The 24,517-nt window shown below is 71.5% G+C and carries 17 protein-coding genes and 1 pseudogene; 7 read left to right on the top strand and 11 right to left on the bottom strand.

Annotated features, from left to right (window positions below; all coding sequences use genetic code 11):
• Positions 1-39 precede the first annotated feature (39 nt).
• From OG746_RS26555 to OG746_RS26545, 3 genes and pseudogenes are all read right to left on the bottom strand, one after another.
• The gene (locus OG746_RS26555) at positions 40-909 is read right to left on the bottom strand and encodes a polysaccharide deacetylase family protein (protein ID WP_266718585.1); all 870 of its coding nucleotides are present in this window, start codon (positions 907-909) and stop codon (positions 40-42) included.
• Between the two features lie 3 nt (positions 910-912).
• Positions 913-1,965 carry an NADP-dependent oxidoreductase gene (locus tag OG746_RS26550; protein WP_266718583.1) on the bottom strand — a complete coding sequence of 351 codons (1,053 nt, stop codon included), beginning with the start codon at positions 1,963-1,965 and terminating at the stop codon, positions 913-915.
• Positions 1,962-3,575, bottom strand: a pseudogene (locus tag OG746_RS26545) (MFS transporter). Before OG746_RS26545 ends, OG746_RS26550 begins: the two are co-directional and overlap by 4 nt.
• A 554-nt stretch (positions 3,576-4,129) precedes the next feature.
• On the opposite strand from OG746_RS26545, the gene OG746_RS26540 reads away from it, so the two are divergent.
• Together OG746_RS26540 and OG746_RS26535 are read left to right on the top strand one after the other, a co-directional pair.
• Positions 4,130-4,333 carry a cold-shock protein gene (locus tag OG746_RS26540; protein ID WP_266718581.1) on the top strand — a complete coding sequence of 68 codons (204 nt, stop codon included), beginning with the start codon at positions 4,130-4,132 and terminating at the stop codon, positions 4,331-4,333.
• Positions 4,334-4,831: 498 nt separating this feature from the next.
• Positions 4,832-5,488, top strand: coding sequence for a hypothetical protein (locus OG746_RS26535; RefSeq protein WP_266718579.1), 657 nt, complete (start codon positions 4,832-4,834; stop codon positions 5,486-5,488).
• A 1,053-nt stretch (positions 5,489-6,541) separates the two neighbouring features.
• Here the strand turns inward: OG746_RS26535 and OG746_RS26530 are convergent.
• Together OG746_RS26530 and OG746_RS26525 are read right to left on the bottom strand one after the other, a co-directional pair.
• A complete protein-coding gene (locus tag OG746_RS26530) occupies positions 6,542-7,201 on the bottom strand; it encodes a hypothetical protein (RefSeq protein ID WP_266718577.1) in 660 nt (219 codons plus the stop codon).
• Between the two features lie 410 nt (positions 7,202-7,611).
• Positions 7,612-8,583, bottom strand: coding sequence for an oxidoreductase (locus OG746_RS26525; RefSeq protein WP_266718575.1), 972 nt, complete (start codon positions 8,581-8,583; stop codon positions 7,612-7,614).
• 55 nt (positions 8,584-8,638) lie between these two features.
• Between OG746_RS26525 and OG746_RS26520 the strand changes: the two genes are divergently transcribed.
• Together OG746_RS26520 and OG746_RS26515 are read left to right on the top strand one after the other, a co-directional pair.
• Positions 8,639-9,061, top strand: coding sequence for a MerR family transcriptional regulator (locus OG746_RS26520; RefSeq protein WP_266718573.1), 423 nt, complete (start codon positions 8,639-8,641; stop codon positions 9,059-9,061).
• Positions 9,062-9,515: 454 nt separating this feature from the next.
• The gene (locus tag OG746_RS26515) at positions 9,516-10,190 is read left to right on the top strand and encodes a class I SAM-dependent methyltransferase (RefSeq protein WP_266718571.1); all 675 of its coding nucleotides are present in this window, start codon (positions 9,516-9,518) and stop codon (positions 10,188-10,190) included.
• Between the two features lie 1,136 nt (positions 10,191-11,326).
• Here OG746_RS26515 and tpg read toward each other — a convergent pair.
• Together tpg and tap are read right to left on the bottom strand one after the other, a co-directional pair.
• Positions 11,327-11,884 carry a telomere-protecting terminal protein Tpg gene (gene tpg, locus OG746_RS26510; RefSeq protein ID WP_266718568.1) on the bottom strand — a complete coding sequence of 186 codons (558 nt, stop codon included), beginning with the start codon at positions 11,882-11,884 and terminating at the stop codon, positions 11,327-11,329.
• Positions 11,881-14,334, bottom strand: a complete 2,454-nt coding sequence (tap, locus tag OG746_RS26505) for a telomere-associated protein Tap (RefSeq protein WP_266718566.1) — start codon at positions 14,332-14,334, stop codon at positions 11,881-11,883. The genes tpg and tap overlap by 4 nt, the downstream gene beginning before the upstream one ends.
• A 686-nt stretch (positions 14,335-15,020) precedes the next feature.
• Here tap and OG746_RS26500 point away from each other — a divergent pair.
• Positions 15,021-15,776, top strand: a complete 756-nt coding sequence (locus OG746_RS26500; protein ID WP_266718564.1) for an alpha/beta hydrolase family protein — start codon at positions 15,021-15,023, stop codon at positions 15,774-15,776.
• Between the two features lie 897 nt (positions 15,777-16,673).
• On the opposite strand, the gene OG746_RS26495 is transcribed toward OG746_RS26500, so the two are convergent.
• Positions 16,674-17,303 (bottom strand): hypothetical protein, encoded by a 630-nt coding sequence (locus OG746_RS26495; RefSeq protein ID WP_266718562.1) that lies wholly within the window; start codon positions 17,301-17,303, stop codon positions 16,674-16,676.
• Between the two features lie 697 nt (positions 17,304-18,000).
• Here OG746_RS26495 and OG746_RS26490 point away from each other — a divergent pair.
• Entirely contained in the window at positions 18,001-19,578 is a 1,578-nt protein-coding gene (locus OG746_RS26490; RefSeq protein WP_266719212.1) for an amidase, read from the top strand.
• On the opposite strand, the gene OG746_RS26485 is transcribed toward OG746_RS26490, so the two are convergent.
• Positions 19,542-20,087, bottom strand: a complete 546-nt coding sequence (locus OG746_RS26485; protein WP_266718561.1) for an Lrp/AsnC family transcriptional regulator — start codon at positions 20,085-20,087, stop codon at positions 19,542-19,544. The two genes, OG746_RS26490 and OG746_RS26485, sit on opposite strands and share 37 nt — an antisense overlap.
• A gap of 151 nt (positions 20,088-20,238) precedes the next feature.
• Between OG746_RS26485 and OG746_RS26480 the strand changes: the two genes are divergently transcribed.
• Complete coding sequence (locus OG746_RS26480) at positions 20,239-22,590, top strand: thiamine pyrophosphate-binding protein (protein WP_266718560.1); 2,352 nt, start codon at positions 20,239-20,241, stop codon at positions 22,588-22,590.
• 75 nt (positions 22,591-22,665) lie between these two features.
• Here OG746_RS26480 and OG746_RS26475 read toward each other — a convergent pair whose 3' ends face one another.
• Both OG746_RS26475 and OG746_RS26470 read right to left on the bottom strand, forming a co-directional pair.
• Positions 22,666-23,256 (bottom strand): helix-turn-helix domain-containing protein, encoded by a 591-nt coding sequence (locus OG746_RS26475; RefSeq protein WP_266718558.1) that lies wholly within the window; start codon positions 23,254-23,256, stop codon positions 22,666-22,668.
• A 24-nt stretch (positions 23,257-23,280) separates the two neighbouring features.
• Positions 23,281-24,444 carry an LLM class flavin-dependent oxidoreductase gene (locus OG746_RS26470; protein WP_266718556.1) on the bottom strand — a complete coding sequence of 388 codons (1,164 nt, stop codon included), beginning with the start codon at positions 24,442-24,444 and terminating at the stop codon, positions 23,281-23,283.
• Between the last annotated feature and the right edge of the window lie 73 nt (positions 24,445-24,517).

Genomic DNA, 24,517 nt, shown 5'->3' with positions numbered 1-24,517 from the left:
GGTGCCGTCGTCGGCTTCGGCGCCTGCGTGCCGTTGCCGCTACGGCCTCTTCTGCGCGGTACGGCGGTAGTGCTCGGCGATCTCGTCGCTCGTGGTCAGCCACACGCCGCGGTGCCCGCAGATGTACGCCAGCGCCTGCGCGAGGTATCTGGTCCTGAACGCCTGGCCGATGACGAACGGGTGCAGGGCCAGCGCCATCACCCGGCCGCTGTCCGCCGCATCGGCGTAGAGCTGGTCGAACTGGTCCTTGACCAGCTGCAGGAAGTCCGGACCCGTCATGCCGTGCAGGGTGAACAGTGCCAGGTCGTTCAGTTCGACGGAGTACGGCACGCTCAGCATGCCGGGCTCGTTCAGCAGGAACGGCTGGTCGTCGGCGGTCCAGTCGAGCACGTAGTCCAGGCCGAGTTCGGCGAGCAGCCGCGGGGTGTGGAAGGTCTCGGTCAGTGCCGGGCCCATCCAGCCGCGCGGGCGGCGCCCGGTGGCCTTCTCGATCGTGGTGACGACGTCGGTGAGGTACTCCCGCTCCTCCTGCGGCGTCATGCCGGCCTGCAGGACGGAGTTGGTGCGGCCGTGCGCGAGCCAGGCCCAGCCGCGGGCCCGGCCGGCTTCGATGATCTGCGGGTAGTGGGTGGTGACGTCGGAGTTGAGCAGCACACTGGCCCGGACGCGGTACCGGTCGAGCGCCTCCATCACCCGCCAGATGCCGACCCGCGGGCCGTAGTCCCGCCAGCCGTGGTTCAGCGCGTCCGGCACCAGGCCGGCCGTCCCCTCGTTGAGGCTGGTGGAGGGCACGCCGAGCGTGAAGTGCTCGATGTTCAGGCCGACATAGAACGCGACCCGGGCCCCGTTCGGCCAGCGGACGGGCTCCCGCTCGGTGATCGGGCTGTAGTCGTAGAGCTCGTTGTCCATGACTCAGGCTTCCTCTCGGTGCGGGTGCGCCGCGGCGAGGCGGACGAGCATCTTGCCGGTGTTGGCGCCGCGCAGCACGCCGATCAGCGCGGCGGGCGCCTGTTCCAGTCCCTCGACGACGGTCTGCCTTGTGCGCAGGACGCCGGCGGCCAGCCAGGCGGTGCCGCGTCCGATCCACTCGGGGTGCAGGTGCGTGTAACCGCCGACGAGCATGCCGTGCAGGCTCGCGTTCTTGGACGACAGGACGAACAGGTTCGCCGGGCCCCGCGGCGGCTCGGTGGCGTTGTAGGTGCTGACCGCGCCGACCATGGCGATCCGGCCGCGTTCGCGCAGGGCGCCGATGGCGGCTTCGAGGTGATCGCCGCCGACGTTGTCGAAGTAGTAGTCGATGCCGTCCGGGGCCACCTTCGCGAGTTGCTCGCACAGGGGCGCGGCGCGGTGGTCCAGGCCCTCGTCGAAGCCGAGTTCGGCGACAAGCGTCCGCGCCTTGTCCGCCCCGCCCGCCGAGCCGATCACCCGCGCGGCGCCCAGCTCGCGGGCGATCTGGCCCGCCACACTGCCGACCGCGCCGGCCGCGGCCGACACGAACACCACGTCCCCCGGGCGCACCGGGGCGACCTCGGTGAGCGTCGCGTACGCGGTCAGGCCGGTGGCGCCGAGCACGCCGAGGTATGCGGGCACAGGTGCCGCAGCGGTGTCGACGACGCTCGCCCCGGCCGCGTCCACGACGGCGTAGTCGCACCAGCCGGAAAAGTGGGTGACCGTCGCACCCACGGGGACCGTCTGCGCCCGGGAGACGACGACCTCGCCGGCGGCGGCCCCGTACAGGGCGTCCCCGGGCCGCAGCGGCGGCAGATACGGTACGCCCTTCATCGCCTCGCGCATGTAGGGGTCGACCGACATCCAGGTGTTGCGCACGAGGAGCTGTCCGGGACCGGTCCGGGGCAGGTCGGTGCGCACGAGCTGGAAGTCGTGCGGGCGCGGGGTGCCCACCGGGGTGGCGGCCAGCTGGACCTGACGGTTGATGACGGTGGTGGGGGTGGGGTGTGTGGTCATGCGGGGGTCACTTCCTTGGGCGGTGCGGGGGTCTCGGACAGCTCCTTGGACCCGGCCGTTCCTGTCGTCTCCGTCGTCTCCGTCGTCTCCGGTTTTCTGCCGGTGGCGGGGATGTGGCGGAGTGTGGCCAGCACGATGGCGGCTGCCACGACGGCGACGCCGGCGCTGACCGCTGCCGCGGCGGCGAAGCCGGACAGGAACGCTTCCCGCGCCGCCTCGACGAGCCGGCCGGCGAGCGGGGCGGGCAGGCTCTCGGCGGCTTTGACCGCGGTGCCGAGGGTGTCGTGCGACGCGGCGGCCACGTCGGCGGGCAGGCCCGGCGGCGCGCCGGCGGTGATCTCCTCGCGGTAGACGGCGCCCGCCAGGCTGCCGGGGACGGCGATGCCCAGCGCCAGGCCGAGGTCGTACGCCGTCTGCCCGGTGGCGGCGGCGGAGCCCGCCTTCCCGGGCGGGGCGGCGCCGACGGCCAGGGCGGTGCCGAGCACGCTGACCGGCCCGACTCCCAGCATGATGACGGTCATTACTGCCGCCGCTTCGACGGGGCGCTCGCTCACCAGCGCCAGCAGATAGCCGGCCAGCGAGACGGCCGAGCCGAGGGCGATGACGTACGCGGGCCGCAGCCGGCGCGCCAGCAGCGGGGTGAGCTGCGAGCCGGCGAGGAACGCGGCGGCGGAGGGCAGCAGCCACACCCCCGCGGTCACCGGGCCCATCCCGCCGACCAGTTGCAGGTACTGGGGAACCAGGTACTCCACACCGTTCAGTGCCAGCATGCCCAGGAAGAGGACGGCGAGCGCGCCGCTGAACGCCCGGTCGGCGAACAGGCGCAGATCCAGCATCGGGGATTCCAGCCGGCGCTGTCTGCGCACGAACAGGACGGCGAAGACGACGCCGCCCACACCGACCGATACGTCCAAGCCCTGCCGGCCCAGCTCCGCGACGCGCTTGACGGCGTAGACGACCGGCAGGATGCCCAGGAGGAACAGCGCCGGGCTCACCAAATCCATCCGCCCGGCGGCCCGGTCGCGGTACTCGGGCAGCAGCACCGGACCGGCCACGAGGACCAGCACCATCACCGGGGCACCAGCCCCCACCACAGTGCGCAGCAGCCCGCCCAGCACCGGTCCCAGCCTGATGCCCAGCGCCAGCGCGGTCGCCCACACCGAGATGGCGCGGGTGCGCTGAACCGGATCGGGAAACATGACGGTGATCAACTATAGCGTCGAGGGCAGGATCGCGGCCCCCGCGATACCGAGGACCGCGCGCGCCACGATGAGCAGCCCCGGGCCGGCGGCGTGCGCCGCGGCCAGCATCATGAACTCCGCGCCCAGATAGGCGCCGGCGTCGAAGAGCAGCAGCCGGCGGCGGCCGATGCGGTCGCCGAGTGCGCCCATCACCACGAGGAACCCCGCGGTCATGAAGCCGTAGGCATCGGTGACCCACAGGAACTGGACACTGCTCGGGCGCAGTTCGGCGGTCAGATCGGGGGTGGCCAGCCACAACACGCCGAGATCGGCGGTGAGTAGCACGGTGGGCAGCAGCAGAACACTCAGTCCCACCCACTGCCGCAGGCCCGCCCTTGAAGCCCCGTTCCGGGCAACGTGTGTGTCCATGCCACGACGCTACGAAGGGGGAGGGCGCGGCAAGGAGGGCCGAAGGCGCCACGACGCGGACCGAACGCGCCACCTCCGGCGCGCCGGCCTCCTGACCGGTGCTCGCGGTCAGTTCGCGGTCGGTTCGCGGTAAGGGGGCCTGCTTGTGGAGGGGGTCCGCTTGTGGCCGGGCTTGCGGCGGTGGCACGGAGAGCGAGACGCCAGATCCGCGGGCCGCGAGCCGCGGGTGTGCGGGTGTGCGGCACCAGAGAGCCTCTGGAGGGGCGTCGGATGTGGGCTGTGGGTTCGTGCCACCGGCCTGGCCCGGCAGGCGGCGTCGCGGTCTGCTCCGCCGGCGCGACGTCGAAAGGCGGGGCCCCGCGCGGCGTGCGAAGCGGTGCGCGGGGCCCTTCAAGGATGTTGCGGTGTGTTCGTGCATCCTGTCGACGCTCGAAGTCCTGGCCAGCACCGACGTGTTTGGGGCAGGATGACGTCCGAGCGTCCCACCCGGGAACGCTCGTGGAAACCGAGCCGATCCGCCACGGAACGGCTCGAGTGATGTGAAGGACTGACGTATGGCCAGCGGCACCGTGAAGTGGTTCAACAGCGAGAAGGGCTTCGGCTTCATCGAGCAGGACGGCGGGGGCCCCGACGTGTTTGCCCACTACTCCAACATCTCCGGCAACGGCTACCGCGAGCTCACCGAGGGCGAAAAGGTCAGCTTCGACGTCACCCAGGGCCAGAAGGGCCCGCAGGCCGAGAACATCGTGCGCGGCTAACCCTCGCCCGCACCAGCACGGGGCGTCCACCAAAACGGTGGGCGCCCCGTCCTGCCTTTTCTGCCCTTTCTGTCTTGTCTGTCTCGTCTGTCTTTGTGGGCGCTCCAGCAGCTGTCGTGCGCGCACTAAGTACTGCCGGAGCAGCGGGCCCGCGCAGGACGGACGGGGCGTGAGCCCGGCCATCACCGCCGTTGCTCCGTCCGCAAGGGAAGGCCGCGACGGCACAGGGCGCGCAGAGCGAGAGGGACGTGACGCTGTCCTCACAAGGGGGCCGGCCGTCGATGCCCGGCCCCGTGCCGTGCCGTGCCGGCTGCCGCAACGGATCGCTTGGCGTGCAGGCTGCACGAGCGGGTTCCGGGGCGTCCCCGTTCCCGCGGCCGCAATGCGCGTCTACGCCGTGCGGGTTCTCCCTTTGCCTGTGCGGCGCGTTGATCCAGTGGTCCGACGAGCCGGCCTCACGCTGTCGGGGTGCAGCGCCGTCGATCAGGGAGCTTCCTCATGGCCTTCGGAAGGTGTGCGGCGGCCGCAGTCGCCGGTCTCCTGGCAGGGCTCGGCGGCACGCAGGCCGTCGCCGTACCCCAGGACCTCGTATTCCGGACCACCGACCCGGACCCGGTCGCGGCCGGCGGCCATTACACCGTGCGCCTCACATGCCCCCATGCCGACGACGTGGTCGACATCGAGCGGGACTTCCCGCTCGTCGGCGTGACTGCCAGCTCCCACGGGAAGCAGGGCACCTACGGCCCCTATACGGTCCCCGCCGACACACCCCCCGGGGAGCACCTCTTCGACGCCTTCTGCGTGAGCCCGAGCGGAGCCGAGACCAGGGCGAACCTGGTAACCGTGAACGTCGAGGCCGCCGCATCCCCCACCCCCACCCCAACCCCGACCCCGACGGTCAAGCCCATTCCCACGCGGTCCCCCGCGGCGTCTCCCACCGACACCCCCACGCTTCCCCCGCGGCCGACCGGCACCTCGTCCCGGTCGGCCGCGCCGCTGCCCACACCCCCGAAGGGCGGCACCGGCAGTCACCCGCGCCTGGCGGAGACCGGGGCGTCCACCATGCGAACCGCCGTGGGAGGTACGGCCGTTGCACTGATCGCCGCGGGCTCGGCGGTACTGCTGCTCGTGCGCCGCCGCAACCGCCGGCACTGACCACCGGTCGGCGTCGTTGCCCCCCTCTGGCGTCGGGGCCGGTAGCGGTGCGGTCGGCTTCGTCCTTGGCCTCCTTGGGGGCCGCGCCGGTCGCCTCGCGGTAGGCATCGAGTCGGCCGTGGCGCAGGGTGCGACGGCGTCATCCCAGTCGACAGTGATCCGGTTTGCGCGGTGTCTTCCATGCGAAGGGGACGGGGCCTGTTCGGTCTATCCAGCGCCGGGCGTCGGGCGGCTGGATACCGAAGGGGCCTCGCGGTCGCGGAAGCCGCGGTCACCGGTGTGGATCAAGCCAGCGACGTGTGCGGCAGGTTGCCCGCTGCCGGTGCCCTGGCCGGTCACGCCGAACTCCCACCGCTTGCCGCCATCGGGACTCTTGCAGTCCAGCAGCCGGCGGGCGACAGGCGGCCGCTCCCCCATCCCCGGCAGCCGTAGAGGAGGGGGCGGGGCCTCGGCCGGCAGGACGCCCTTGCCGTCGGAGCGGTGGGCAGGCGTTCGCCCTCACTGTCGGGTGTACTCCGCAGGTTCTTGGGCTTCTCGGCGTAAAGCGGGGCACCCAGCACCCCTCGGCCAAGATCATTCTTGCCCAATTGTGCAGGCGGGACCATGACCTGACGCCCTGCACGGTGGCGCCGTGCGGGGCGTCGCGACGTACACGTACCCGGAATACGGGGCGGTGCACAGGTCACCCCGCCTGTCTGGCTCCGGTGTCTGCGCCGGCGCATCGCGCGCAGAACGCCTCTTGCTTTCTTGGGTCTTCTTGCTTCTTGAGTCTTCGTGGTCCTGGTGCACCCCGGAATCGCGGCGCCGTTCCCCCCTGTCTCTCTTCTCTCAGCGAGCCGCTCGGCGCGGCGAGCGGCTTCGCGCTCGATGCACGTGGACCGGGTGGTGCGTGCGCCGTGGGCCGGCCGCAGCGCACGGGTGTCTGCACACCCCTCCCGCGAACGGCGTGGCTCGGGCTCCGTGTCCGGACTGTCACGGCCCCGCCCCTGCCCTCCCCGGCGGGCGCAGAGAGCAGGGGGCAGGGGTGGGGGTGGGGGTGGGGCTGCGGGAGTGTCAGCGCAGGTGGACGGCTCCGGTGTGGGCGTTCAGCGTGTAGTGGTGGCCGTGGGCGCGGGCCGTGCTGTGGCCGGCGTCCAGGGCGGCGATGCGCACCCCGTGCCGGTTGATCCAGGCCTGGTAGGTACCGTTCGCCAGCTTGGTGACGTGGGCGGTGGCGCCGTCCGCGAGCCGTACGTCGTGGGTCTTGCCGGCCCGGCTCTTGTGGTGCTTGTTCTGGTGGTCGTTGTTCTTGTGGTCGTTGTTCTTGTGGTGCGTGTGCTTCTTCGCCGGGTGCTGGGGCACGTTCTGCTCGCTGTGCCAGCCGCCTGGGTGCACCACGCCGACGAAGCCGTTCGCCTGGTTGAGCGCATACGTGTAGCCGTGCACGCGCTGGGTCTTGTGCGCGGAGTCCAGCGCCGCGATCCGCACACCCTTGTGCGTGATCCAGGCCTGGTAGGTGTGGTTCGCCAGCCGGGTGACATGCGCGGTGCTGCCGTCGCTGAGCGGCAGCGTCTGGGTACGGCCCGCCGTGGCGGTGTGCTGGGCGGCGGAGGCGGCGGCCGCGGGCCCGGTGGACGCCGGAGCGGCCTCGGCGGTGGCGGCGACGGCGGTCACGGCACCGAGGCCGAGAACGGCGGATGCCAGAGACGTGCGGAGAATACGAGAGGTCTGCATGCGCCGGCCCCTTTCCATGAGTCGAACAAGTCGAGCGAGTCGAACGAGTTGGCTGAGTTGGCTGAGTCGAACGCGTCGTGTGGACCGCGTACTCATGAAGCTAGGCGGCACACATCAAGGCATTCCGCACAGAACATCACAGACATGTGACAGCGCCTTGAAAGTGCGCACATAGGGAGTAACTGCCCGGCTGTGGCGGGACCTTGGCCCCGGCCGGAGAAGGACCTGGAGTCCCGCGCCGCGCCCGGCTCTGCGCCGGCCGGGCCTGCCGGGCCTGCCGTGTCTGCGGGTCCGGGTTCTGTCCGGTGATGCGGCCCAGGGGTGCGTCTGCCCGGCTGCTGGTCCTGGTTGTCGGGGTGCTCCGGTGGCCGCGTGGCTTCGGCGCTGATCCGCCGGGGCTCCCGGGGTGGCTAGGTGACCGGCGTGGCGCCGGTCGCGGCGAGGGACAGGTCCCAGAGCCGGGCCGCCTCGCCGGGGTCGACGGCGTGGGCGCGGACGCCGCCGTCGTCCATGGGGGTGCCGGGGGCGCAGACGCGGGCGACGTCGCAGTCCTCCAGGTAGAGGCCGCCCCGGTGGGCGAGGAGCGGGGACGTGGCGGCCCACAGGCCGGTGGCGGCCCCCTGGGAGGGGGTTTTGAAACCGTCGCCGACGACCGTGCCGTGCTCGTCCACCCAGCCGCGGTCGATCTGCTCCCGGAGTGTCATCTCCCGCTGGAGAGCGGTGATGATCCTGCCGGGGTGCAGGGCGAAGGCCCGCACCCCGTCGCCCTGCCCGACGGCGTCGAGGTGGACGGCGAACAGGGCGTTGGCGGTCTTGGCCTGGCCGTAGGCCAGCCACTTGTCGTAGCCGGTACGAAAGTGCGGATCGTGCCAGCGGATGCCGCTCAGGGCGTGTCCGGCGGAGCTGTTGACGACGACACGCGCGCCGTCCGCGGCGGCCAGCAGCGGGTAGAGCTCGCAGGCGAGGGTGAAGTGCCCGAAGTGGTTGGCGGTGAGCTGGCCCTCCCAGCCGGGCCCGACGCGCCGCTGCGCTGTGGCCATGACCCCGGCGACAGCCATCAGGAGGTCGAGCCGCCCGAAACGGTCGCCGATGTGGGCGCAGGCTGCGCGGACGCCGGCGAGGTCGGCCAGGTCCATGGCAATGACCTCGCAGTTGTTCACCTCCTTCAGCGCGGCACGGGCGGCGTCGGGGCGGCGTGCGGGAACGATGACCCGGGCTCCGGCGGCCGTCAGCGCCCGGGTGGTCTCCAGGCCGAGCCCCGAGTAGCCCCCGCTCACCACGGCCGTCCTTGCGGAAAGGTCGAGGCCGGCCATGACGTCTTCGGCGGTGCTGGAGGCGGAGAAGGGCGAGCCGAGGGGCTGCTGCTGATCGGTGAAGGACATGCCGTGGACGCTACGATCTAGAGCAAGGTCTAGATCAAGTCCGGGAGTGAGCGGCATGACCAGCACCGGGGCTCCTATGCAGTCGCTGGGCATCGGCGAGGTCGCCGAACGGACCGGGCTGAGCGTGCACGCCCTGCGCTTCTACGAGCGCGAGGGCCTGCTCGTCGGGCCTCTCCAGCGCACATCCGGCGGCCGCCGGCGCTACACCGCCCTCGATGTCGACTGGCTGCTGATCTGCGTCAAGCTCCGCGCATCCGGCATGCCCCTCGCCGACCTCAAACACTTCGCCGAACTCGTCCGCCACGGACCGGGCAACGAGGAAGAACGTCTGCGGCTGCTGGACACCCACCGCCGACGCGTCGACGCACAGATCCAGGCCCTGGAAGAGTGCCGGTCCCTCATCGCCTGGAAGACCGGCGTCTACGCCGAACACCTCGCCCGCGGTGAAGCCGGCGGCCTGTGGGACCCGACCGCCTGAGGCAACCGCCCGCCCCGTGCTGCTCCGCACGACAGTGAAATGCCGGCCCCCACGCGGGCGTTCGGGTTCGCCGGGCACCGCTGGAGCCGCACCCGGGCACTGATGCAAGCCACGGCCCGCACCCGGCCGGCCAGATGCTGCCGGGTGCGGCTCGCCGTCCGGGAACGCTGTGACGCTGAGCAGAGCGCCATCCGCGGCCAAGCACCACCCGATCGATCTGCAGCAAGAGCAAGACAGGGGGTGTGTCGCGCAGCTTCTCAGCGGGCGGGGTGCCGTGCGGCGCCGGACTTTCCGGGGAGGGGATGGAGGGCATGGCGGTGACCGCCGTGCCGTGGCCGGGAACGATCACCGGGGCGGGGTGGGGTGGCGGCTGGGGGCGACAGTGGTGGGCGTTGCGCAGGCCGGCTGAAGGGCGTGGCACGGCCTGTCAGTTGTCTGCTCTGGGGTCGCCCGCGTGGCTGAGCTCTCCTACCTGACCGCCGTCCGCGAGTCCTACGACACGGTCGCCGCCGACTACGTCCAACGCGTCCCGCCGCCCGCCGCAATGGACCCGCTGTCCCGCACGATGCCGGCCGGGTTCGCCGAACTCGTGCGGATGGCCGCTCTGGGGCCGGTCGCGGACCTGGGGTGCGGCCCCGGCCGCGTGACGGCGCACCTGGCCGGACTGGGGGTGCCCGCCTTCGGTGTCGACCTGTCGCCGAAGATGGTCGGGCCGGCCAGACGCGCCTACCCAACGCTGCGGTTCACCGAGGGCTCGATGACCGCGCTGGAGACGGGGGACGGCGAACTCGGCGGCATCCTGGCCTGGTACTCCACCCATCACACGCCCCCGCAATGGCTGCCGGCGGTGTTCGCCGAGTTCCACCGCACGCTCGCGCCCGGCGGCCACCTGCTCTGGGGAGACTACGTCGGCAACGAGCGGCTGCAGCCGACCCACGGCTACGGCCGACCGGTGTCCTACGAGTCGTACCTCCTGCCCCTGGACCGCATGGCCGGCCTGCTGGAGCAGGCCGGACTCGCCGTCACCGCACGACTGGAACAGGAACCCGGCAAACGCGTGGCCAGGCCGCACGCCTGCCTCCTGGCCCGCAAGCCCGATGTGATGGGCACTGCCGGGGCCCGTCCCTGAGGCGAGGCCGCCGGGCCGGACCGCCGGCGATCGCCTCCGCCTCCTCCCGGGCCGTTCGGCGGGCGCGGCGAGGGCGGCGAGGTTCCGCCGGCGCGCGGCCCGAGGACTCCCCCGGCGCCCTCACCACGCCCGGCGGCGTCCCATGCATCCGGGCACCCGTTCCCCCGTTCCTCCCTGCCTGTTGACGCCTGCTGCGAGGAGCCCACGGACCAGGACTTCGCAGTCCATCACCGGGCTGTGACTGCCGGGCACGTGGCCAGGACCTGGCCGGTACCCGTCGCGGCCACGTTGCCGGCCGGCCCCAGGCCCTCGCTCCAGGAACTGCCGGTGCCAGGTGGCCGGGTGGTTGGGAGGACGAGGCAGGAAATGGGCGCGCCGGGCCAGGACGTCATTCCAGCGCGCACAGAGGAGGACGTGGATGCGGACCGGGAACCCGGCTTCGGCTTCGGCTTCGGCTTCGGCTTCGGCTTCGGCTTCGGCTTCGGCTTCGGCTTCGGCTTCGGCTTCGGCTTCGGCTTCGGCTTCGGCTTCGGCTTCGGCTTCGGCTTCGGCTTCGGCTTCGGCTTCGGCTTCGGCTTCGGCTTCGGCTTCGGCTTCGGCTTCGGCTTCGGCTTCGGCTTCGGCTTCGGCTTCGGCTTCGGCTTCGGCTTCGGCTTCGGCTTCGGCTTCGGCTTCGGCTTCGGGGACGATCCCGGATCATCCTCTGCTGCCCCCTCTGTCTTCCCTGCTCCAGCCGTGATCTGCGACGGGGCCGGACCGTCCGGCAGAAGGGGCCGTTTCAGGCTTCGGGAAGCCGGTCACGCACCGGGCCGAGGAACGCCGCCGGTTCCCGTGCCGGCACGGCCGGGACCAGCGGTACGTACGGCGGACACGAGCGGACGCGGACGGACGCGGACGGGCGCGGACGGACGCGGACGGCTCACACCCTGCAGACCGGCAGACGCCGCCCGGGTGCTCCGGCACGCCGGGCGGCGAAGACCGCCCTGCCCCCCATCCAGCAGCTGTGCGAGCGGCAGGCGCGTGGGGACGGGCCCGTGGCCGCCCGTCGCCGGCAGGGCCGGATGCCGCCGGGCACGGCGCGCCTGCCCGCGGGGGCCGTCCGGCAGGCCCCCGCGGGCTGTTCGGAGCAACGGCCGCTACAGGTCGAACTCCAGGTGCTCGATGTCGGTGAAGCGGACCTCTTCCAGGCTGCCCGCGCGGCGGCCGCCGTCCTGGAAGTACACCTCGCGCAGCGCGTCGGCCGCGATCCGGCGGAGTTCCTCATCGGAGGCGCCGGCCTGCCGGGCATCGAAGAGGCGGCCGGCGTGGACGGGCGGCAGCGCGACGGTCAGGTGCCGGATGCGGTCCTGGTCGGTGGTGCCGATCGGGGCGGTGTAGCCCATGCGGGCGCGGGTGTCGATGACGAGGCCGTCCGTGCTGGCCGCCTTCTGCCGCGCCTTGGCGCGGACCTGCGGCTGCCAGCGCCTCTTCACCTCGCGTTCCAGGCGCGCGGCGAGATCCGGGCGGGGCCTTTTGATCTGGTCCTTCACATAGCGCTCGACGGTGCGCTGGGAGACGCCCAGCAATTGGGCCGCCTTCCTGGTGCCGCCCAGCTGTCTGACCAGGTAGCGCATCTGCGGGCCCGCCCTCTTCGGTGCCGGGCGCGTGAACGCCTTCTGCACCGCGGCGTCCAGACCATCGGCGAACAGGCTCATCGCCCTCCCCTCCCCTGCTCACCGGTGTCGGCGTCGGTGACGGTGCCGTCCTTGATGTAACGGGCGAGGTTCAGCTCCGGGGCGTCAAACCGCTCGCGGACCTCCTCACCCCACAAAACGGACTGGGTGCCCTCGTGCTTGACCAGGCCGGGGTTGATGCCGAGCCGGAAACCGCCGGGCAGCGGCTTGCCGTCCCGGTAGGGCAGGAAATCCAGCGGACCCGGCCCGCCCGCGGCGTAGACGACACAGTCGGACAGCACCGCAACCGGGTACTGCCCCGTGAACGCCGCATGCTTGACGATCTTGCGGTGCAGGTTGATGCGGGTGCGGGCGATGACCGCCGCGCGGATGTCCGGGCGCCAGGTCGGGCGGGCCAGCGCACGCCACGGCTCGCCCGGCCGCCAGCCCTCCCCGCGGGGACGCTCGCGCAGCTTGCCCAGACCACCCTTCACGGTCGCCTTGATCGCCGAGCCGACGATCGCCAGCTGGGGGTCGCGGTCCCGGTAGCCGTCCATCGCCGCCAGGAAGTCCCCGGGCGGCAGGTCCGCGGCGACGCCGAGGTCGGCCATCGTGGCGAGGTAGGCGTCGCGCAGCCGCTGGTACCAGCCGTCCAGATAGCGGCCGCTGTCGTAGCGCACCCACGCCTCGATTGGGCGGACCTCGTAACCGAGCTCGGCCGCGTAGGCGACGGTCGGGGTCGCATACCAGGCCGGCCCCGTCGGCCGTTCGCCCTTCGGTGTGAACGGGGAGGGCAGCAGCGAACCGTCCAGCTCCACCCACCGGTCCCTGCCGGACTTCACCCTCGACAGATCGACGTGGGAAAGATCCACCAGCCAACTGCCGGGCAGCTTCGCGTCGAAGACCGGGTCCGTGACATGCGCAGGCGCGCCGAGACCGACATGGAGGCCGTTGGCGCCGGCCGCGAAGGCCATATTGACGTCGATGCCGACCAGATGACGCAGCGTGCACTCGGCGTCCGTCATCGGCCGCGCCCAGTCCAGGGCCTCCTCGAACAGCTTCTCTCCCGGGCCGCGGACGTGGAAACGGGGCAGGTCCCTGAGCAGCGGGTGGCCGTCGGGGGCCTCGCACGGCGCCGGATCGACCGGATCCCTGCCCAGCGAGCCGGGATTGTGCTCGGAGTGCCGGATACCGTCGCCGTCCGGACCCGAGGCCCGCGTCGGCGGGTGCAGCGCGGTCATCAGCTCCAGACCGGTCACCGCCGTCGAACCGCGCGGCGTCATCACCCGCGAGGCGTACACGCCCAGCACCCGCGCCAGTTCCGCCGGCGCCAGCTCGGCGGCAGTACCCCAGTGGCGGGCATCCAGGGCGTGCCAGGACGGGATGCACAGCTGCACACACGCCCGCCCAGCACCGGTGGCGGGCCGGTAGATGCGTGCCCACGGCCCGAAACCCCGCTTCGTCAGCTTCCACTCCGCGCGGGCCAGCTGCCTGACGGCCCGGTGGCTGTCCGGGAGACGGCCGGCCAGCCGTTCCTGTTCCGTGAGGGTGGCCGGGAGACCGTAACGCTCCAGGGCGGCTTCGGTGAGCACGAGCAGCGGGTCGGCGTCCCGGCCCGGCCCGGACAGCTTCGGCTGCCCGAGCTCCGCCTCCGTCAGCGTCCACTCCACCAGGGCCGGCATCGACCTGGCGGGCACGTCCAGGACCAGACCGCCGGTGCAGTACGCCACCACCCGCCCCTCCGCATCGACATCGACGACAGCCAGCGGGCCGTTCGCGAACCGCGCACCGGCACCGGCACCGGCACCGGCCACCGCGGTACCGGCCACCGGGGCCGGGGAATCCGCCGCCCGCGCCGGGGTGTTCGCCGCCGGCGCCGGGGAATCGGCCGCCGGGGCCGGGGAGTTCGCCGCCGGGGCCGGCTTCTTCGCACCGGGGCGGCGCGGCGTCGACGACGGCCCGGCGCTCCGCGCCGCACGCCGCGCGGGGCCCGGAGCCGTCCCAGCCCCGGACACGACCGCGGCCGCGGGATCCGGGGCCGAAGCCGTCGCAGCCGGGGCCGCGGGCTGGGGCTGGGGCTGGGGCTGGGGCTGGCGAGTCTCGGCTGCAGTCACGGCCGCAGCCCCGGGGGCCCGGCCCGGGGACAGACTCCGCGCGTGCGCCGGACCGGGCGCGACGGTGAACGCGGCGGACACCGGCGCGCCCGGTTCCGCCGGGGCGGGATAAAGCTCCGCGAGCCGGCCCAGCAGCCGCGCATACGCCTCCCGCTCCGGACCACGCGGCTCCGTCGGCTTCTTCGCCGACTCCCAGCCGGACACCGTGGCCCGCCGCACCTTCAACGCCACCGCCACCTGATCCAGCGTCAGACCATGCGCCACGCGCAACCGCTTGCGCTCCTGCGCGGGCGGCAACGACGCACGCGACGCCACCAGCGCATCGACCGCATCAAACAAATCAGCCCCGGACTCAGCCCCGGACCCGGACTCGGACATGGAACACCTCCCACCCCAGACCCTACCCCACCAACCGCACACATCGCGTACATCGACCGTACGGAAAGCGTACGAACGGGGGAAGGCGGGCTGTTCAGGGGCCGCCCGTGCAGCGCTGTGGCCGCGCACCGGTGGTGATGGCACTTCCCGGCAACGCCGTACAGCTAACGACCGGCACAGACAACGACACCCACGAGCAGGCCACTGCCGCCACCCGGACCGCCCGGACCGCCCGGACCGTCCGGACCGTCCGGGCTGTCCGGGCTGTCCGGGCGGTCTGCGCGCGGAACCCGGCGGGCCCGGCCCCGACTCCCCCTCGGCCCAGCCACACCACCCCTGCTCCACACACCACGCCACCACCGCCCGGCGAAACCACCGGACCGGCACCCGCCGGACCGCTATACGCCGGACCGGCACCCGCCCGGACCGCTATGCGCCGGCCCGTGCCCGCCCGGGCCGGTATGTGCCGGCCCGGCGCCCGGTGCCCGCCGGACCGTGTGCGCCGACGGGGGCCGGCGGGGGCCGCCCGGCCCTCCCCCTGAGCGGTCAGCAGTTGAACTGTCGAGAGGAGTGATCAGCGCGTGACATGCTGCTCACCGGCTCGCGCGTGGCACCGGCCGGTGCCACGCGCGCCCCCGTCCCCCGACCGGTTCCTGCCTAGGTGAGCACCACAGATGAAAGAAAAAGTGAGATTCCCCAGCGTCGTCGGCCCCGAACTGGCCGGAGTGATCGACCTGCCGGAGGGCGAGGTCCGCGGCTGGGGACTCTTCGCGCACGGCTTCACCCTCGGCAAGGACTCGCCGGCCGCCTCCCGCGTCAGCAAGCAACTGGCCCGCGAGGGCATCGGCATGCTCCGCTTCGACAACCTCGGCATCGGCGGCTCCGACGGCGACTGGGGAGACGGCTCCTTCACCGTCAAGGTCCAGGACACCATCCAAGCCGCGGCCTTCATGGCCGAGCGCGGGACTCCCGTGGATCTGCTGGTCGGCCACTCCTGGGGCGGCGCCGCCGCCCTCGCCGCCGCCCGCGACATCCCCGGCCTGCGCGCCCTGGCCACCATCGCCGCACCCGTCGACCCCAGCCACGTCGAGCGCCAGTACGACACGGTCCTGGACCGCGTACTCAGCGAGGGCTCCCACGAATGGTTCGTCGGCGGACGCACCCTCGTCCTCAAACGTGCCTTCGTCGAGGACGTCCGCAAGGCGCATCTGCGCGAGACGATCGGCGAACTGAACCTTCCGCTGCTGGTCGCGCACTCCCCCACCGACTCCACCGTCGACATCGACAACGCCGCGGAAATCTTCCAGGAAGCCCGCCACCCCCGCAGCTTCATCTCCCTCGAAGGCGCCGACCACCTGCTGACCGCGCGGGGGCAGGCGCAGCGCGCCGCGCACATCATCAGCGCCTGGGCCGACCAGTACCTCGACGAGCCACGGCCCTGACCACACCGCCCCACGCCGGGGCCGGCACTTGATCGCCCGCCCCGGCGCACCGACCGGCCCTCGAGCAGACGGGCATCCGCCGCCGTGAGACGTGAACCAGGCCACACGCGGTACACCGTCGCTCCGGTCCCGGCCGGCCCCACCCCCCGCGGCCGGACACGGCACAGCACGCCACCGGCTCCCGAGCGCGAGACACACACGCAGCACTACACCATCGAGCGGCGCGCCAGCCTTCTTAAGACCTGTCGTCAAACTCCCGTCGTCGCCCCAAGGGCGGCCCGACGGCCTAATGGGGCCACCCCTGCTCGAGCGAAGCCGAGAGCTTGGGGAAACGTGCGACCGCAAGGCGCCGGAAAGCCCTCGTAGCGGAGCTACTCAGGCCTTTCGGCAACGCCGCGAGCGTGTCAGACGCCGCCGGGCAGACGGGAGTTTGACGACAGAACCTTCGGCAATGGCGCGGCTTCGCCACCCATGGGGACGGCGTGGCGGAAGTGGCCTTGCAGCCCAAGCCCGCGCACCTTTCCCCCGGTTGAGATGGAAAGGGATCCACCCCGTCCCCGTCTCCGGCACCACCCAATTCGGCGCCCGCGGGCCGCACCAGGACGCACGCGAACAGGATCCCCGCGCGCGACCGGCGAGACGGAACCCCTTGGCCGCAAGCCCTCACGCCCCAAGCCGCCGGCCGAGCAGAAGCGGCATGCGCCCTCGCCCCGACCCGGGACAGGAAGCTCGGCCACAACCGTTCCTGACGTCGTGTGCCAGCACCGGCACCGTCCAGCCACCCATGCCGGTGCGCTCTGCCGGCTACCGGTGAACGGACCGCTCCCGGTCGCCCGCAAGGGAGGGGCCGGCCCGTGCGGGCCGGCCCCTCCCCCCACCTCGAGTTGCCCCAGGCACCTACAACGACGGCAGCGTCTGTGCCGGGGAGACGCCCGGCAGCGACGGCAGCTTCGGCAGACCCTTCAGGTCCGGCGCCGGCAGATCACCACCGAGCACGATCGCAACCACCACATTCACCGTCCCGGTCAACGTCGCCTGCAGCGCCGCGGCCGTCGCCTTCGCATCCCCCGCAGCCGACGCCTTCACCAAAGCGTCCACCTTGGCCTGCAGGTCCGCCGCCGCCTTCGCGACAAGCTCGGCGCCCGGGGCCTGCCCACCGGCACCCGGCGCACCCCCCTTGTCAGCCGCCGCCTTCGCACCGGCCGTCAGACCGTCCAGCGCCTTCTTCACGCCGGCCGCATGCCCGGCGGCCTCCTCCTTGGACAACTTGCCGCCGGGCGCCTTCAGCACACCGGCAACAAGGCCGGTCACCGGCTGCAGAACCGCGCCCGCCCCCGCCAGCGCCGCATTCTGCTTCGCCAGCGCATCCGCCCCCGGAACCGGAGCAACGGACGCACCGGACACACCACCGGCCCGCGAATCCATCACCGACGAGAACGCCGGACCGGCCGGACCGGCCACACCCAACGCGAGCGCACCACACAACACGGCGGACCCCAAGACACCGACCTTCCGGGAAAAACGCATAACCCACCTTTTCGCGATTGCGGTTGACGAGCACTACACCCCGCCACCCTGCAAACACCACACACACCCCGCAACCACAACAACACACCCAGCAACACCCACACAACCCAACAAAAGACCCCCCACCACACGATTCCCAGCCCCACCCGAACCTCCCACACATACAACCAAAAGAATCACCCCCAGAAACCCAGCCCCCAGCACCCAGCCCCCAGCACCCAGCACCCTGACAAAGACCCCGGACCAGCACCCCCAGAAAACCCACCGACCAAAAAACCAGCACAACACCCCAGCCACCCCCACCACAGCGGCGTGCCGACCAGCCGCCACGGCAGCACGGAAGACGGCCAGCCAGTCGGCACTCCCGGCCCTCAGCCACTCCAGCGCACTGCCGGCCGAGGACAGGCCCACAGCGCCGCACCAACCGGCAGCCGGGACGCCGTGGACCAGTTCCAACCAACCCCAAAACAATCACGAGCGAACAGACACAAGAGATCGTGCAGGCGGGACCTCAGTCACGCCAGCGCACGACTCCGGGGCGTGCGGGCCCGGGCCTGCCCGCTCCGGTCCACGGATCGCTCAGTCTGGCGGCATGGCTGACGGTAGGACAGGGAGTGGCCCGCCGGGTGCGATCGGAGACGTGTGGCCGATGTGGTGGCCTTGCGGTGCGGAGTCTGTGTGTAGTGCGCTACGCCTCATGAGGAACCTGAGGAAGAAAGGCGTTACTGCGCTGGGCGCCCTCCTGCTGGCGGTGCCCCTTCTCGTTATCGCGCCGTTTCCGTCGGCGGCCGGCACGGACAGGCCGCTGGGCGTCGACCTCGGCACAGTGACGATCCCGCAACTGCAGGCCCGCATGGCGAAGGGTTCTCTGACCTCGTCGGCGCTGACCACCGCCTATCTGCAGCGAATCAGAACCATCGACCCCAAGATCCACGCGGTGCTGCGCACCAACCCGACGGCGCTGCGCCAGGCCGCCGCCAGCGACGCCCGACACCGGCGCGGCACCGTCCGCGGCCCGCTCGACGGCATCCCTGTCCTCATCAAGGACAACGTGAATACTCGCGGGCTGTCCTCGACGGCCGGGTCGCTGGCGCTGGCCGGGAAACCGCCCAGTGTCGACGCCGACCTGGTGGCGCGGCTACGGAAGGCCGGGGCGGTCGTCCTCGGCAAGTCCAACCTCTCCGAGTGGGCGAACTTCCGTGCGGAAAAGCCGACGTCGGGCTGGTCGGCGGTGGGCGGGCAGACCAACAACCCCTACGTACTGGACCGCAACCCCTGCGGTTCCTCCTCCGGCTCGGCCGCAGCGCTCGCCGCGACGCTGACCCAGGTGGCGATCGGCACCGAGACGGACGGCTCCATCGTGTGCCCCGCCGGCATGAACGGGGTCGTCGGCCACAAGCCCAGTCTCGGCCTGGTCAGCCAGGACGGCGTGGTCCCGATCTCCGCCGAGCAGGACACCGCAGGCCCCATGGCCCGCAACGTCACCGACACCGCGCTCACCCTGTCGGCGATCCGCGGTGACGGCGCCGTCCGCTCAGGCGGCGTGGCCCGCCCCACGGATACACTGCCCGGTCCCGACGGCCTGCGGGGCAAGCGGATCGGCCTGTGGCGGTTGCCGTCGCTCGGATCCGACGTGGACGCCCTGATGACCCGTACGGCGAAGAAGCTACGCGCGGCGGGCGCCGAGGTCGTCGAGGTGACGCCGCCGTATCAGAAGCGGCTCGCCGAGCTCGAATTCCCGGCGCTGCTCAGCGAGTTCCACCGGGACATCGACACCTACCTCTCCACCCGCGACGGGCCGCGGGATCTCGCCGCGCTCATCGACTTCAACCGCACCCATTCCGAAGAGCAGACATGCTTTGCCGGACAGGAACTGTTCGAGCAGGCCCTCGCCGCGCCGTCGACCACCGACCCGAAATACCGGGCCACGCGGGCGGAGTTGAAAGATCTCTCCCGGCGTTCCATCGACGAGACCATGGCCGTCCACCACCTCGACGCCATCGCCTCGCCGACCAACCCGCCCGCATGGAGAACCGATTGCGTGCGAGGCGACAACGACGTGATCCCGTCGTCCACCCCGGCGGCAGTCTCCGGATACCCGTCCCTCTCGGTGCCCGCGGGCTTCGTGGGTGAATTGCCCGTCGGCGTCCTGCTGATGGCCGGAAACCACCAGGACGGCAAGTTGCTGTCGCTCGGCGCATCGGTGGAAACCCGCCTCGCCGCATGGCGGGCACCGCGCTACCTGCCGTCAGCGGGCACCAACATCGGCCGGTGACCCACACCCGCACCGCCGCCCCGGCCACCACCGCTCGCCTCGGCGCGGCGGAGCAGTGGTGTGAGGCGGTAGGGCACCAGTTCGCGCATGGCCAATGCCGTCGCAGTGCGGTCGATGCCGGGGATGGCGAGGATCTTGCCTGCCACTCGGTACAGGTCTTCGGCGTCGGTCGCCACCACCCTCACCAGGAGGTCGGTTTCGCCGCTGAGGCCGAAGACCTCCACCACCTCGGCAACCTCGGCCAGCGCTCCGGAGACTTCGGCCAGCCGATGCTGGTCGACCTGAGCGGTGACGAAAGCGGTCAGGGGGTAGCCCAGTGCGCCGGGAGTGATCCTGCGTTCGAAAGCGCCGAGCGCGTTGTTCCGCTCCATTTTCGCCAGGCGTGCCTGGACGGTGTTGCGCGACATTCCCAGGCGTTCGGCCAGCGCGACGACGGTCGCGCGGGGGTCGGCCGCGAGCGCGAGCAGGATCTGCGCGTCGGTGCCGTCAAGGCTCTGCTTGGTGTTCATTGTGCTCAAGTGCTTCCCCATTGTGGTGAGTTGAATTGAGCAGAATGCTCAGATCGAGAGTGACATCTTGTGCATCCAGGGGGCTATGGGTCTACTGCAGGATCACAAAGCCAGATCCAGAGTTCTGGGTGTTCAAGGGAGGTGGTTCGTTGTGGTCTCGCCCTGCACGCCGGTCGACGCGGCAGAAGCCGGGGGTGTTCACGGGGGCGTACTCACGGCGCTGGAGGCCATAGAGCGACGGGTGTTGTGGCTGTCGACCGCGGTCATCGACCATGCGAACCGGGTGCGGCCCAACCCGTCAGGGCTGAAGGTCGGTGGGCATCAGGCGTCCAGCGCCTCGATGACCTCGATCATGACGGCGTTGTGGTTTCACCAACTCGGCGCCGAGGACCGGGTGTCCGTCAAACCCCACGCCTCTCCCGCGCTCCACGCGATCAATTATCTGTTGGGTGAGCTGGACGAGGAGCAGCTCACCACCCTGCGTTCCTTCGGTGGCCTGCAGAGTTATCCCAGCCGCACGAAGGACCCCGATCCGGTGGACTACTCCACCGGATCCGTCGGCATCGGCGCCACCGCACCGCTGTGGGGCGCCATCGCCCGCCGTTACGTGGACGGCCACTTCGGCGGTGTGGGCGCCGGACGGCAGTACTCGCTCCTCGGCGACGCCGAGCTGGACGAAGGTGCCGTCTGGGAAGCGCTGCGCGATCCGATGGTGCCGGGTCTGGGCGAGGCCGTGTGGATCGTCGACCTCAACCGGCAGTCCCTGGACCGTGTCATCCCCGGCATCGCCGCGGACAAGCTGCAGGGCATGTTCGCGGCAGCGGGCTGGCAGGTGCTGACCCTCAAGTACGGGAGTCTGCTGCGGGAGTTGTTCGCCCGCCCCGGCGGCGACGCGCTGCGCACCCGTATCGACGCGATGGGCAATCCCGAGTACCAGCGCCTGCTGCGCTGCACCGCGTCCGAACTGCGGGAGCGACTGCCCGGCTCCGGGTCCACCGCCGGGCCCATTGCCGAGCTGATCGCCTCGGTGGACGATGCGTCGCTCCTGTCCGCGCTGCGCAATCTGGGCGGGCATGACTTCGGCTCGCTTCTCGACGCGTTCAAAGCCATCGACGACACGCGCCCGACCGTCGTGTTCGCCTACACCGTCAAGGGGCACGGGCTGCCCACCGAGGGGCACCCGCAGAACCACTCGTCGCTGCTGACCGCCGATCAGATGGCCACGCTCGCACAACGCCTGGGAACGGATCTGGAAGACCCGTGGACCCGCTTCGGCGAGGGCTCGGAGGAAGCGGCACTGTGTGCGGCAGCCGCGAAACGGCTGCGGCGTCCCGCCCGCGAGCTCCAAGCCCCTCCGGAGGTGCCGTCCGACCTCGGGCGCCCGGCCCCCACGGGTACCGGTACGACCCAACAGGCCCTCGGTCGGACGTTGTTGGATCTGACCCGCCGGGCACCCCTGGCCGCGGAACGGATCGTGACGGTCAGCCCGGACGTCAGCTCCACCACCAACCTGGGAGGCTGGCTGAACAAGGTCGGTGTCTGGTCCCCGGCGGAGCACGCCGACTGGTTCGCCGACGATGCCGAGACCATCCTCCACTGGCGCGAGCAGCCCACCGGCCGCCATCTGGAACTGGGCATCGCCGAGACCAACCTCGTCGGCCTCCTGGGCGAACTCGGCACCACCTGGGACCGCTGGGGACAGCCACTGCTGCCCATCGGCGTGATCTACGACCCCTTCGTCAACCGGGCCCTGGAGCCGTGGTCGTTCGGTATGTACGCAGGTGGGCAGTCCATCCTGGTCGGCACCCCGTCGGGCGTCACGCTCGCCCCGGAGGGCGGGGCGCATCAGTCGATCACCACCCCCTCTCTCGCCATCGAGCAGCCCGGATGTGTGGGCTACGAGCCCGCCTTCGCCATCGACACCGAGTGGTGCCTGCTCGCCGCGCTCGGGAACCTCGGCAAGCCGGAGGGGAGTTCGGCGTACGTGCGGCTCTCCACCCGCCCGGTGGACCAGTCCCTCGCCGCCGTGCCGGACGACTCGGTGGCGCGCGAGCGCCGCCGTCGTCAAGTGGCCGCCGGCGCCTACCGGTTGCGGCAGCACAGTGCGCCCGTCGTCACTGTGGCCGCGATGGGCGCCATGGTCCCGGACGCGCTGGCCGCCGCCGATCGGCTCGCGGCCCTCGGGTACGGCGCCGACGTCATCTGCGTCACCAGCCCCGACCTGCTCTTCCGCGCCTGTCAGGCGCGCCGCTGCCAAGGCCGGGAAGGCACCCCGCACTGGATCCTGGACCAGGTCTTCCCCGCCGAGCGTGCCACCCCCATGGTCACCGTCCTGGACGGCCACCCGCACACCCTCGCCTTCCTCGGCACGATCCGGAACACGCCCGTCACCACCCTCGGCGTGACCCGCTTCGGCCAGTCCGGATCGCTGGAGGACGTCCACCGCCACCACGGCATCGACGCCGACAGCATCGCCGCCGCGGCCCTCGACCTCATCGACTGACGCGACCATGGCCCTTGTGCTGCACAGTCCTGCACAGTGCTGCACGACGGCCATGGCCGCCCGGCCGGGAAGCACTCACTGCCGCGAGACGATGAGCAACAGTCGTACCTCGGAGTCGTCGAGCACCCGCCACCGGTGCGGGAGTGAACCGGGGTAGCTGATGACTTCCGTCGGGCCGAGGCGTTCCCTTCGGCCGCCCTCGAAGTCGAGTTCGATCTGTCCGGTCACGACGTAGATCAGCTCGTGGCCGGGGTGCTGGAAGTAGTCCTCGAACTCCGCCGGACCGCCCGTGTACTCGAGCGGCTCCACCGGCCAGTCCAGCCGCGTCAGCGAGCGGACGACGGCCCCGTTGGGGGCGTCGGTGCGGGGCACCCGGATCCCGTCGGCCTCGCGGAGCACGTCCACCACCTCCTCGGCCGGTTGCGCGAGGAGGGCCGAGATCGTGGTGTCCAGGGTCCGTGCGATCCGGTTCAGCGTGGTGATGCTGGCCGTGGTGAGGCCGCGTTCGAGCTGGCTGAGGAACGCGTGCGACAGGTCGGAGCTCTGTCCGAGCTGTTGCAGCGTCAGCTTCTGAGCCCGACGCAGGGCCCTGATCCGCAATCCCAACAGTTGCATGAGGTGGTCGTCTTCGGGGCGGGGGCTGTCTGCGACCGGTTTCCGTGCCACGGGAGAAGAGTACCTACCGCCCCGTCAGCCGAGCAGTGGCACGACTTCCTCGGTGAAGCGCCGCATCTGTTCGGCGGCCATGTCGTAGGTGTGCCCGGGGAAGTGCGGGAACAGCACCAGGTGCTCCAGGCCGAGTGCGTCGCGGTGGTGGGCGACGAGTTCGGCGACCTCCTCCGCGGTGCCGACGGCCCAGGTCTTCTGCGCGGTCGAGTCTTCGAGGGTGGGGACGAGTCCGGGGGGCGCCGGCTTGCCGTCCGGTCCCATGTAGCCGCGGCTCCAGCCGAACGGCGCGAGCAGGTTCCAGAATTCGTCGTGACCGCGCCGGCCCGTCGTCCACGCCTGCTCGTGGGTGTCCCCGATGTGGAACGGGAGGACCAGGATGCGGTTCTGGCCGGGGCGCAGTTCGGCGTTGTGATGTTCGGCGTAGAGCTCGCCGTAGCGCTTCCACTGCGACTCGATGAACGAGTGGTGCTGGTTCCACCAGACGCAGCCGTGCCCGACCTCGGCGGCGTAGGCCAGTGTCGGCGGGCTGGTGACGGCCTGCCAGATCTCCACCGGGTGCAGCGGGCCGGGCAGCAGGGACAGTGATTCGACCGGGCCGTCCGGTCCCGTCGTGCCCGGCGGCGGGAACTCGAGGTACTTCCCCTTGTAGGAGAAGGTCTCGTTCGCGAGTGCGGTGCGGATGATGTCCATGTACTCGGCGAACACCTCGCGGTTCTGTTCGTCGACCGCGGTCCGGGCGTCGCCCTCGGCCAGGTGGATGTCCGCCTGGTGCGCGGCGAGGCTGCGCAGTTCGCGGGGCACCGTGCCGCGGCCGACGCCGAGCACGGCCCGCCCGCCGGAGAGGTTCAGCAGGGTGCTGAAGTCCTCGGCGAGGCGCAGCGGATGCCATTGGGGAACGATGTTGAACATCGCGCCCATCTGGATGCGTTGGGTGCGCGCGGCCAGATTCGCCTGGAGCAGCAGGGAGTTGGGGATGACCTCGTATCCCTCGTGCTGGAAGTGGTGTTCGGCGAGCCAGTAGCTGTCGTAGCCGAGTTCCTCGGCCAGGACGCCGAGTTCGAGCAGGCGCTCGGTCGCGTGCCACACCTCCTCCCGAGTGGCCCGACGCTGGCCGGCCGGGAGCCACTGTCCGCTTTGGACATCGGCCATCTCGATGGATCCGAAGTAGAAGACGCCGTAGCGCACGCCGCACCTCCCAGTAGCGGGGTCGTCGAACGAGGTCCGTTTCGACGGTTCTTGTAAGTGATACTTACATTCC

This window comes from Streptomyces sp. NBC_01016, from assembly GCF_026341035.1.
Classification (GTDB): domain Bacteria; phylum Actinomycetota; class Actinomycetes; order Streptomycetales; family Streptomycetaceae; genus Streptomyces.
This window is presented reverse-complemented; position numbering and strand designations above follow the sequence as displayed.